6 protein-coding genes are annotated in these 12,671 nt (G+C 40.0%); 2 read left to right on the top strand and 4 right to left on the bottom strand.

Features of this window, described 5'->3' with window-relative positions:
• The first annotated feature begins 155 nt into the window (after positions 1 to 155).
• Together ML462_RS09865 and ML462_RS09860 are read left to right on the top strand one after the other, a co-directional pair.
• Positions 156 to 1,745 carry a peptide chain release factor 3 gene (locus ML462_RS09865; RefSeq protein WP_240713648.1) on the top strand — a complete coding sequence of 530 codons (1,590 nt, stop codon included), beginning with the start codon at positions 156 to 158 and terminating at the stop codon, positions 1,743 to 1,745.
• A gap of 216 nt (positions 1,746 to 1,961) precedes the next feature.
• Complete coding sequence (locus ML462_RS09860) at positions 1,962 to 3,332, top strand: alanine/glycine:cation symporter family protein (RefSeq protein ID WP_240713647.1); 1,371 nt, start codon at positions 1,962 to 1,964, stop codon at positions 3,330 to 3,332.
• Between the two features lie 148 nt (positions 3,333 to 3,480).
• Here ML462_RS09860 and ML462_RS09855 read toward each other — a convergent pair whose 3' ends face one another.
• The 4 genes from ML462_RS09855 to rpoB all read right to left on the bottom strand — a co-directional run bounded on the left by ML462_RS09855 (position 3,481) and on the right by rpoB (position 12,559).
• Positions 3,481 to 3,801: a DUF3467 domain-containing protein gene (locus ML462_RS09855; protein WP_240713646.1), complete on the bottom strand. Its 321-nt coding sequence runs from the start codon at positions 3,799 to 3,801 to the stop codon at positions 3,481 to 3,483.
• Between the two features lie 41 nt (positions 3,802 to 3,842).
• The gene (locus ML462_RS09850) at positions 3,843 to 4,298 is read right to left on the bottom strand and encodes a DinB family protein (protein WP_240713645.1); all 456 of its coding nucleotides are present in this window, start codon (positions 4,296 to 4,298) and stop codon (positions 3,843 to 3,845) included.
• A gap of 71 nt (positions 4,299 to 4,369) precedes the next feature.
• Positions 4,370 to 8,671 carry a DNA-directed RNA polymerase subunit beta' gene (gene rpoC / locus ML462_RS09845; protein WP_240713644.1) on the bottom strand — a complete coding sequence of 1,434 codons (4,302 nt, stop codon included), beginning with the start codon at positions 8,669 to 8,671 and terminating at the stop codon, positions 4,370 to 4,372.
• Between the two features lie 75 nt (positions 8,672 to 8,746).
• Entirely contained in the window at positions 8,747 to 12,559 is a 3,813-nt protein-coding gene (gene rpoB, locus ML462_RS09840) for a DNA-directed RNA polymerase subunit beta (RefSeq protein ID WP_240713643.1), read from the bottom strand.
• Between the last annotated feature and the right edge of the window lie 112 nt (positions 12,560 to 12,671).

Genomic DNA, 12,671 nt, shown 5'->3' with positions numbered 1-12,671 from the left:
ATCGGGAGATCGTTGCTATGAGAAAGTTGATGGGATACGAGTGTGTCCCATCTTTTTTATACTGAGTATAGCCAAATAATAAACGATGAATGCCGGTCTGCATATAGAAAATTCCTGAAAATAATAGTATTTTTGCCGCTCCAATAGCAACAGGAATGAAGCATTATCAAAAAGAGATCAACAAAAGAAGAACATTTGGTATCATCTCACACCCCGATGCCGGTAAAACAACGCTTACTGAAAAACTATTACTTTTTGGTGGAGCGATACAGGAAGCCGGTGCGGTTAAATCTAATAAAATTAAGAAGGGTGCTACCAGTGACTTTATGGAGATCGAGAGACAAAGGGGGATCTCGGTTGCGACTTCTGTACTTGCTTTTGAATATAAGGATATAAAGATCAATATCCTGGATACTCCGGGGCACAAGGATTTCGCTGAAGATACCTTTAGAACTCTTACCGCAGTGGATAGTGTGATCGTTGTAATAGATGTTGCCAAAGGTGTAGAGGAACAAACTGAAAAGTTGGTGGAAGTTTGTAGGATGCGTAACATCCCGATGATCGTTTTTATAAATAAACTGGATCGAGAGGGTAAAGACGCCTTTGAACTTCTTGATGAAATTGAACAGAAGCTGAACCTTACAGTTACTCCTTTAAGCTTCCCTATTGGAATGGGATATGACTTCAAAGGCATCTATAATATCTGGGAAAAGAATGTAAACCTATTCACCGGTGATCCAAGAAAAGATATCGAAGAAACGGTTGAAATCAGTGACCTGAAATCTAAAGAATTAGATGAATTAATTGGTAATGAAGCAGCCGATACTTTAAGAGGCGAATTGGAACTTGCCCAGGGTGTATATCCAGAATTTGACAGGGAAGCCTATCTCGGCGGAAGATTACAACCTGTATTCTTTGGTTCTGCCCTTAATAACTTTGGAGTGCGTGAATTACTGGATTGCTTTATTAAAATCGCTCCTCCACCAAGACCTAAGGAAAGCGACACCAGAGTTGTAAAACCAGACGAAAAAGATTTTACCGGGTTCGTATTTAAGATCCACGCCAATATGGATCCAAAACACCGTGACCGCCTGGCTTTCGTAAAGATAGTTTCAGGGAAATTCGAAAGAAATAAGAATTACCTGCATGTTAGGAATAATAAAAACATGAAGTTTTCTTCTCCAAACGCTTTTTTTGCCGAAAAGAAAGAGATCGTAGATGTTTCCTATCCTGGTGATATTGTAGGGCTTCACGATACTGGGAATTTCAAAATCGGTGATACTCTTACCCAGGGAGAAACATTGATGTATAAAGGAATTCCAAGTTTCTCTCCTGAACACTTTAGATATATTAACAATGCCGATCCTATGAAATCCAAGCAACTGGAAAAAGGTATCGATCAGTTAATGGATGAAGGGGTAGCACAGCTATTTACTCTTGAAATGAACGGTAGAAAAATAATAGGAACCGTTGGAGCACTGCAATTCGAAGTTATTCAATATAGATTGGAACACGAGTATGGGGCAAAGTGTACCTACGAAAACCTGAACGTTCATAAAGCTACCTGGGTTGAACCCGAGGATGAAAAGAGCGAAGAATTCAAGGATTTCAAAAGGGTTAAATCTAAATACCTGGCTAAAGATAAATCTGGCCAACTGGTATTTTTGGCTGATTCTCAGTTCTCTTTACAGATGACCCAGCAGAAATATCCTTCAATAAAATTCCATTTCACTTCAGAATTTTAAGGCTTCAGTAATTTTTAGTTGAGATGCTGAACCAAATTCAGCAAGACAAATTAATTTAATTCAGAAAAATCCGTCACCCTGAACTTGTTTCAGGGTCTTTCCACAAATGCAAGACCAAGTTCGGCATGACATATTTATGTGCAAAACTAAAATTGGTCTATTTAAATCAATAGTTACACCCGCAAAATTTACTATTTTCGGGAGCAAAGTTTCTCTATGTCCCAAATTGATCAGTTTATTGCAGATTTTGCTTCCGCCGTATGGGGAATTCCCTTAGTTATCCTTTTAATAGGAGGTGGAATTTTTCTACTAATTTATTCTCGATTTTTGCCCTTCAGATATCTTGGCCATTCTATCGAGGTTCTTCGAGGTAAATATAACAATCCTGACGACCCGGGAGATATTAATCATTTCCAGGCATTGTCTACCGCTCTTTCCTCCACCGTGGGAATGGGAAATATTGCCGGAGTGGCCGTAGCGATAGCTTTAGGAGGCCCAGGAGCTATTTTCTGGTTATGGGTTAGCGCTGTAGTTGGAATGGCAACAAAATTCTTTACTAATAGCTTAGCGGTGATGTATCGTGGAAAAGATTCTGAAGGAAAGATACAGGGTGGGGTTATGTATTTTATCGTAGAAGGACTTGGAAAAAAATGGAAACCTCTGGCAATATTTTTCGCTGTTTCCGGACTCGTTGGTGCCTTACCGGTTTTTAACGTAAACCAATTGACCCAGGCGATCAATTATATTCTGCTGGAACCAAATAATATTGAAACTGGCTTTATGTCCAGCCTAATCATTGGAATATTCTTAACCATAATAACCACAATCGTAATAGTTGGAGGTTTGGACAGAATTAGTAAAACTGTGTCCAAACTTGTGCCCGCAATGGTGGCACTATACTTCCTTTCTGTTGTGACTATTCTTCTCGTTAATTATGATGTTGTTCTCCATTATTTTGGAATGATCTTTACCGATGCTTTCGCTGCAAACAATTATAAAGGTGATCCATTACTTGGCGGAGTTTTAGGTGGATTGATCTTATTAGGAATTAGACGGGGAGCTTTTTCAAACGAAGCAGGGATCGGAACCGCTACTATGGCTCATGGAGCGAGTAAAACTTCAGAACCTATCCGTGAAGGATTAATCGCCATGTTAGGCCCGGCTATCGATACACTGGTAGTTTGTACACTTACCGCCATGGCGATTCTGGTAACTGGAGTTTGGCAAAGCACAGACGTAAATGGTGTTAGCCTTACCGCCGCCGCTTTTGATCAGGCAATTCCTTATGTTGGGAATTACCTTCTATTATTATGTATTCTCGCCTTCAGTATTTCTTCACTTTTCTCATATTCCTACTACGGAACAAAATGTCTTTCATTTCTAATTGGGGCAGAAAACAAAAAATATTATAACTGGATCTACATTCTAAGTATTATCATTGGGGCGACAACCTCTCTAAGTTTTATTCTGAACTTGATTGACGGATTCTTTGCTTTAATGGCCATCCCAACGATGATCTCAACCCTAATTCTGGCTCCTAGAGTAATGAAAGCTGCGAAGATCTATTTCGCGAAATATACTCCTTGATAATTGATAATTGAATTTCAATAATCATCTTTAATTAGAAAAGAGATTTCTCGCTTCGCTCGAAATGACTTTACAAATCAGGTCATTTCGAATGAGTATAGCGAATGAGAAATCTCTTTTTTATAATAACTATTATCGTCGACTTAAATTAAGCCTGTCCCGTAGGCCCAAAATTCAATGGCAAGGGAGACTTGTCATAATCCCTAATTTCACCGTGAGCCTGTTCGAATTTATTGATATTATCGCCTAATGCTTTTAAAAGTCTTTTAGCATGTTGGGGTGTAAGGATAATTCTCGATTTCACCTTACTTTTTGGTCTGCCTGGCATGATATTCACGAAATCCACTACAAATTCTGAAACAGAATGGTTGATTATGGCAAGATTTGAATAGGTTCCTTCAGCCACCGCTTCATCTAACTCTATATTTATTTTCCCTTTTTGGTTCTTATTTTTTTTATCGTCTTCCATGATTGAGATTTTCTTCAATTTAATATTTATTATCTAAAATTCTATTTCCCTAGTTTATAATACACAAAATCTGATACAATTGGATCTATTCCCTGTGCCCTTAATTCCGTAGCGATCTGGCCACGGTGGTAGGTAGAATGATTCACTATATGAAAAATGATATCCTTTACTACATTCTGATAACTCTCGCCTTTAGTGTTCTTAAAACTCACAATTCTCTCAAGATCTTCCTTCTCAAGAATGTCTAGTGTTTCCTGAAAGTTCTCCTTTTCGAAGGTTTCAAGTTTATCAGCCTTCTGTACTTCCCAGACTTTTATAATATCACTATTACCCTTTAGGCGCTCATTCCATATCTTCTGAGCATTTAAAATATGAGATAATAACTCAATTGCTCTTTCTGGAATCATGAATTCTAAATCTCCATCATTAAACTTTTTAATGATCGCCAGATTGTAATAATGTGAATATTCCAGTAACTCTTTAAAATAATCTTTCATATCTCAAATATCGGTATAAATAAAAAAGGCCCCGCGGTGAGCGGAGCCTTTTTTCTTATTATTAACAGGAATTAGTTATAATTAACTTCCTGTTTTCTCTCAAGCATTTCGTCGAATTCTTCTTTAGAACCAACAATAATGCTATCGTATTTTCTCATACCTGTACCTGCAGGAATTCTGTGTCCTACAATTACATTTTCCTTCAATCCTTCTAGTTCATCGATCTTACCGCTTACTGCAGCTTCGTTCAATACCTTAGTTGTTTCCTGGAAGGAAGCAGCCGAGATGAATGACTTAGTCTGAAGTGAAGCTCTAGTAATACCCTGAAGTACCGGATTTGCAGTTGCCGTGATTACGTCTCTTGCGGTAGCAAGGTTCTTGTCTTCCCTTCTAAGAATAGAGTTTTCGTCTCTAAGATCTCTTGGAGTAATGATCTGTCCGGCTTTCAGCTTTTCAGAATCACCAGCATCTTCGATCACCTTCATTCCGAACAACTTATTGTTCTCATCGATGAAATCATCTTTGTGAACAAGCTGATTCTCTAGGAAGATTGTATCACCCGGATCAACGATTCTTACTTTACGCATCATTTGTCTTACCACAACCTCGAAGTGCTTATCGTTAATCTTCACACCCTGTAAACGGTATACCTCCTGAACTTCGTTCACAAGATACTGTTGTACAGCGTTAGGCCCTTTAATGTTCAGGATATCCTCCGGAGTGATAGAACCATCAGATAATGGCATACCCGCTCTTACGTAGTCATTCTCCTGAACAAGGATCTGGTTAGAAAGCTTAACAAGATACTTCTTAACCTCACCAAGTTTAGACTCAACGATGATCTCACGGTTACCTCTTTTGATCTTACCAAAAGAAACAACACCATCGATCTCAGATACAACAGCCGGGTTAGATGGGTTACGCGCTTCGAAAAGCTCGGTTACCCTTGGAAGACCACCCGTAATATCCCCTGCTTTAGAAGATTTACGTGGAATCTTAACCAAAATCTTACCAACCCCGATCTTCTCTTCATTGTCCACCATAAGGTGAGCTCCAACCGGAAGGTTATAAGAACGAATCACTTCGTCTTTCTTACCAAGAATATGAAGCGTTGGGATCAGTTTCTTGTTACGAGATTCAGAAATTACTTTTTCCTGGAATCCTGTCTGCTCATCGATCTCAACCTGATAAGTAACACCTTGCTCAACGTTTTCGTACTTGATCTTACCGGCGAATTCAGAAATAATTACACCGTTATATGGATCCCAAGTACAGATCACATCTCCTTTTGATACAGTTGCTCCGTCATTAATATTGATCTGAGCACCGTAAGGAATGTTGTTGTTACTTAATACAACTCCTGTTTTCTTGTCTTTTATCTTCAGTTCAGCAGTACGGGAGATCACGATGTCTGCAGTTCCACCATCAGGGGCTTCACCTTTAACAACTTTAAGATCTTCGATCTCAGCGATACCATCAAACTTAGCTTCAAGTTTGTTATCTTCAGAAATGTTACCTGCAATACCACCCACGTGGAAAGTACGTAGTGTAAGCTGTGTACCAGGCTCTCCAATAGACTGTGCAGCAACAACACCAACAGCTTCACCTGTTTGAACGATCTTGTTAGTTGCAAGGTTTCTACCGTAACACTTGATACAGATACCTTTCTTCGCCTCACAGGTAAGTGGTGAACGTACTTCAACACTCTCAATTGGCGCGTCCTCTATCTTAGCAACAATTTCTTCAGTTATTTCTTCATTCGCACCAACAAGAAGTTCATCTGTTGATGGATTTACAACATCATTCAGGGAAATACGTCCAAGGATTCTTTCTCCTAAAGATTCTACGATTTCTTCGTTTTTCTTAAGTGGTCTAACTTCAACACCTCTAAGAGTTCCACAGTCATCTTCATTTACGATCACATCCTGAGATACATCTACCAGACGACGGGTTAGGTAACCAGCATCGGCCGTTTTAAGTGCGGTATCGGCAAGACCTTTACGAGCACCGTGAGTAGAGATAAAGTATTCAAGAATCGAAAGACCCTCCTTAAAGTTAGAAAGAATCGGGTTTTCGATAATTTCACCACCACCAGAATTCGATTTCTTCGGCTTGGCCATAAGACCACGCATACCTGTTAACTGACGGATCTGCTCTTTCGAACCACGCGCACCAGAATCAAGCATCATATATACAGAGTTGAATCCTTGCTTGTCTTCACGAATTCGCTTCATAGCCAATTCAGTTAGACCAGCGTTGGTCGAAGTCCAAATGTCAATTACCTGGTTATAACGTTCATTATTGGTAATAAGCCCCATATTATAGTTACCAATGATACCTTCAACCTGCTCGTTAGCTTCATCGATCATAGATTGTTTCTCTTCAGGGATGATAATATCACCTAGGCTGAAAGAAAGTCCTCCACGGAATGCGAATCCGTAACCAAGTTGCTTGATCTGGTCAAGGAACTCAGAAGTTTCTGGTACACTGGTAATTTTAAGAATCTTACCAATGATCTCACGAAGAGATTTCTTAGTTAATACCTCATTGATATATCCTGCTTTTTCTGGTACTGCTTCGTTGAACAATACTCTACCAACAGTAGTTTCAATAATCTGGTAAACTAATTCACCTGCCTCATTATAATCTTTGGTTCTAATCTTGATTCCTGCATTAAGATCTACTCTCTTCTGGTTGTAAGCAATTACAAGCTCTTCCGCAGAATAGAAAGTTAGCCCTTCACCTTTTACAGTTTCCTCATCTGTAGATTTCTTGTGCTTGGTCATATAGTAAAGACCAAGTACCATATCCTGAGATGGTACTGTAATAGGAGAACCATTTGCAGGGTTCAATATGTTATGAGAAGCAAGCATCAATAGCTGTGCTTCCAGAATAGCTTCTGGCCCAAGAGGTAAATGCACCGCCATCTGGTCACCATCGAAATCTGCGTTGAATGCAGTACACGCAAGCGGGTGAAGCTGAATTGCCTTACCTTCAATAAGTTTAGGCTGGAATGCCTGGATACCCAGACGGTGAAGCGTAGGAGCACGGTTCAATAATACCGGATGTCCTTTTAATACGTTCTCTAGTATATCCCAAACTACAGGTTCTTTCTTATCGATAATCTTCTTCGCAGACTTCACTGTTTTTACGATACCTCTTTCGATCAGTTTTCTGATGATAAAAGGCTTGTAAAGTTCAGCTGCCATGTTCTTTGGAAGACCACACTCGAACATTTTCAATTCTGGTCCTACAACGATTACCGAACGCGCAGAATAATCCACACGTTTACCAAGCAGGTTTTGACGGAAACGTCCTTGCTTACCTTTCAATGAATCTGAAAGGGATTTAAGCGGACGGTTAGAGTCAGTCTTAACTGCTGATGATTTTCTAGTATTATCGAATAATGAATCCACAGATTCCTGAAGCATACGTTTCTCGTTACGTAAAATTACTTCAGGAGCTTTGATCTCCATTAATCTTTTCAGACGGTTGTTACGAATAATTACACGACGGTAAAGATCGTTTAAATCTGAAGTCGCGAAACGACCACCATCAAGAGGTACAAGAGGTCTTAGTTCCGGTGGAATAACCGGTACTACCTTCATGATCATCCACTCTGGGTTGTTCTCACGATTTTTGTTTGCGTCACGAAGTGCTTCCACAACCTGAAGTCTCTTGAGAGCCTCAGTTTTACGTTGCTTTGAAGTTTCGTTGTTTGCCTTATGTCTCAATTCATAAGAAAGATCATCAAGATCGATTCTCTTAAGAATTTCGATAAGACATTCAGCTCCCATCTTAGCGATAAACTTGTTTGGGTCGCTGTCTTCTAAATATTGATTTTCCTGAGGAAGTTCATCTAAGATGTTCAGATACTCTTCTTCAGTTAAGAAATCCATTTTCTTTAATGGTTCCCCTTCTTCATTCTTCGCATTACCTGGCTGGATCACTACATATCTTTCGTAGTAGATGATCATGTCCAGTTTCTTAGAAGGAAGACCTAGCAAATAACCAATTTTGTTAGGTAAAGAACGGAAATACCAGATATGAGCTACAGGAACAACAAGGTTGATGTGACCAACACGGTCTCTACGCACCTTCTTTTCAGTAACTTCTACACCACAACGGTCACAAACGATCCCTTTGTATCGAATTCTCTTATATTTTCCGCAGGCACACTCATAATCCTTTACAGGACCAAAAATACGCTCACAGAACAATCCGTCACGCTCTGGTTTGTGCGTACGGTAATTGATCGTTTCAGGCTTAAGAACTTCACCACGAGATTCCGCGAGGATAGACTCTGGAGAAGCTAAACCTATAGAGATCTGGTTGAACCTCTGTACTGTATTTTTATCATTATTTCTAGCCATACTTATAGTATTCAGTATTGAGTATTCAGTAGAAAGTCACTGCAGACTAGCTACTGAATACTACAAACTATTTTTTTATTCTTCAAGTTTAATATCCAATCCTAGACCTTTCAATTCGTGCATAAGTACGTTGAAAGATTCCGGCAATCCAGGTTCTGGCATTGGCTCACCTTTAACAATAGCCTCATAAGTTTTAGCTCTTCCGATCACGTCATCTGACTTCACGGTTAAGATTTCTCTTAGAGTACTAGATGCTCCGTAAGCTTCAAGAGCCCAAACCTCCATCTCTCCAAATCTCTGACCACCAAATTGTGCCTTACCACCAAGCGGCTGCTGAGTAATAAGTGAGTATGGTCCGATAGATCTGGCGTGCATCTTATCGTCGATCATGTGACCAAGCTTAAGCATATAGATCACACCAACAGTTGCACGCTGGTCGAATCTCTCACCGGTTCCACCATCATAAAGGTGAGTATGACCGTATCTTGGGATTCCTGCTTTATCGGTAAGCTCATTGATCTCATCGATAGTAGCACCGTCAAAAATAGGAGTGGCATATTTCTTACCATTCTTCTGTCCTGCCCATCCAAGAACTGTTTCGTAGATCTGACCGATGTTCATACGTGATGGTACCCCAAGTGGGTTCAACACAATGTCTACCGGAGTTCCGTCTTCAAGGAATGGCATATCTTCCTGACGAACGATTCTAGCAACAATACCCTTGTTACCGTGACGTCCTGCCATCTTATCACCAACCTTCAGCTTACGTTTCTTAGCAATGTAAACTTTAGCCAGTTTAAGAATTCCTGATGGAAGTTCATCTCCAACAGAAATGGTGAATTTCTCTCTCCTCAGGTTACCCTGAAGATCGTTTTCTTTAATCTTATAGTTGTGGATAAGGTCTGCAACAAGAGCGTTAAGATGATCATCTGTAGTCCATGTTCCACTAGTTAAGTGAGTGTAATCGTCTACAGCGTTCAGCATCTTAAGAGTATACTTCTTACCTTTTGGCATTACTTCTTCGCCAAGATCGTTCTGTACTCCCTGAGCTGTTTTTCCACCTATAATAGCGAAAAGTTTCTCAACAAGTTCAGCCTTAAGATTAGCGAATTTAGCATCGTATTTCTTCTCTAATGCCGCAACATCTTCTTTATCCTGTGCTCTCTTACGCTTATCTTTAATTGCTCTTGCGAACAATTTCTTGTTTATAACCACACCACTTAATGATGGAGAAGCTTTTAGAGAAGCATCTTTTACATCACCAGCTTTGTCACCAAAGATCGCACGTAAAAGTTTTTCTTCCGGAGTTGGATCGCTTTCCCCTTTAGGAGTGATCTTACCTATAAGAATATCACCAGGCTTCACTTCAGCACCAACTCTAATCATACCATGCTCATCAAGGTCTTTTGTAGCCTCTTCAGAAACGTTTGGAATGTCATTAGTTAATTCTTCGTTACCTAGTTTTGTATCTCTTACTTCAAGAGAGTACTCATCTATATGGATAGAGGTGAAAATATCATCTCTAACCACTTTTTCTGAAATCACGATCGCATCCTCAAAGTTGTAACCTTTCCAAGGCATAAAGGCAACCTTCATGTTCCTACCTAGTGCAAGTTCACCTGCTTCAGTAGCATAACCCTGGCAAAGTACCTGACCTTTAGTTACCCTGTCACCAACACTTACGATTGGCTTCAGGTTGATACAGGTTCCCTGGTTAGTCTTACGGAATTTGATAAGGTCATAAGTTTTAGAATCATCATCAAAACTTACCATTCTTTCCTCATCCGTACGATCGTACTTAATAATAATCTTATTAGCGTCTACATATTCTACTTCTCCTTCTCCTTCAGCATTGATCAATACTCGAGAATCTGTAGCTACCTGTCTTTCAAGACCAGTTCCAACAATAGGAGAATCTGTTCTTAAAAGCGGTACTGCCTGACGCATCATGTTGGATCCCATCAGTGCACGGTTCGCATCATCATGTTCCAGGAATGGAATCAATGAAGCCGAAATAGACGAGATCTGGTTTGGAGCAACATCGGTATAATGAACCTCTTTTGGATCCACAACCGGGAAGTCACCTTCCATACGTGCAATTACACGATCACTTTCTATAGTTCCGTCATCCTTTAATGGGATATTCGCCTGAGCAATCTTCTTACCTTCTTCCTCTTCAGCACTCAGATAGATTGGCTCTTCTGAAATGTTGATCTTACCGTCTGTTACACTTCGGTAAGGAGTTTCAATGAATCCCATGCCGTTCACTTTTGCATAAACAGAAAGTGAAGAAATAAGACCAATGTTCGGACCTTCAGGAGTTTCAATCGGGCAAAGTCTTCCGTAGTGAGTATAGTGAACATCACGTACCTCGAAACCTGCTCTTTCTCTGGATAGACCACCTGGTCCTAACGCTGAAAGTCTACGCTTATGCGTGATCTCTGCGAGAGGGTTAGTCTGATCCATGAACTGAGATAACTGGTTTGTTCCGAAGAAAGAGTTGATCACAGAAGAAAGTGTCTTCGCGTTGATCAAATCTATCGGTGTAAACACCTCGTTATCACGAACGTTCATTCTCTCACGGATCGTTCTTGCCATACGCGCAAGACCAACACCGAATTGCTGAGATAATTGCTCACCTACAGTTCTAACGCGACGGTTAGATAAGTGATCAATATCATCGATCTCAGCTTTAGAATTAATAAGCTCGATTAAATATTTAACAATGGTGATGATATCTACCTTGGTAAGCACCTGCTTATCCATTTCAACATCAAGACCAAGTTTCTTGTTCATTCTATATCTACCAACTTCTCCAAGGCTGTAACGCTGATCTGAAAAGAAAAGCTTGTCGATAATTCCACGAGCAGTTTCCTCATCTGGCGGTTCAGCATTACGAAGCTGACGATAGATATGTTCTACCGCTTCCTTTTCAGAGTTGGTAGGATCTTTTTGTAATGTATTATGAATGATCGCATAGTCCCCGGTCTGGTTATCCTCTTTATGAAGAAGGATAGTTTTACTTCCGGTTTCAAGAATTTCTTCTATGTGATCTTTCTCAAGTTCTGTATCACGGTCCAGAACGATCTCGTTACGCTCGATAGAAACAACTTCACCAGTATCTTCATCTACGAAATCTTCATACCATGTGTTAAGTACTCTAGCCGCAAGTTTACGACCAAGATATTTTTTAAGTCCTGTCTTAGAAACTTTAACCTCCTCTGCAAGGTCAAAGATCTCAAGGATATCCTTATCACGCTCAAATCCAATGGCACGAAAAAGAGTAGTAACAGGTAATTTTTTCTTACGATCGATATACGCGTACATTACGCTGTTGATATCGGTAGCAAATTCAATCCATGAACCTTTGAAAGGAATTACACGGGCTGAATACAATTTAGTTCCATTAGCATGGAAAGACTGTCCAAAGAAAACCCCCGGTGAACGGTGTAGCTGAGATACTACTACTCGCTCGGCACCGTTGATGCAGAAAGTTCCGCTAGGTGTCATATAAGGGATAGTTCCCAAGTATACGTCCTGTACGATGGTTTCAAAATCTTCGTGTTCAGGGTCGGTACAGTATAACTTAAGTCTTGCCTTAAGCGGTACACTGTAGGTCAAACCGCGTTCGATACACTCCTGGATGGAGTATCTTGGCGGGTCCACAAAATAATCTAAGAATTCTAGTACAAATTGATTACGGGTGTCCGTAATGGGGAAGTTTTCTAGGAAGGTGTTGTAAAGACCTTCATTTCCCCGCTCTTCTGATTTTGTCTCTAATTGAAAGAAGTCCTGAAAAGACTTAATCTGCAGATCCAGAAAGTCCGGATAAGCAGGCTTATTCTTAACAGAAGAGAAACTCAATCTTTCAGTTTGCTTTGCTAACATCAATGGACGGGATTATAATTTATATAAAAAATGCTGCGCTTTTAAACCTTAGGTTTCATATACGCAAAATGGTTTAGACCTCCAGGAGTAATTCCTGAGGTCTAAACCTAAA

The sequence above is a fragment of the Christiangramia lutea genome (genome assembly GCF_022489035.1).
Taxonomy (GTDB): Bacteria; Bacteroidota; Bacteroidia; order Flavobacteriales; family Flavobacteriaceae; genus Christiangramia; species Christiangramia lutea.
Note: the sequence above shows the minus strand (reverse complement) of the source record. Positions and strands in the feature narration are given on the sequence as shown.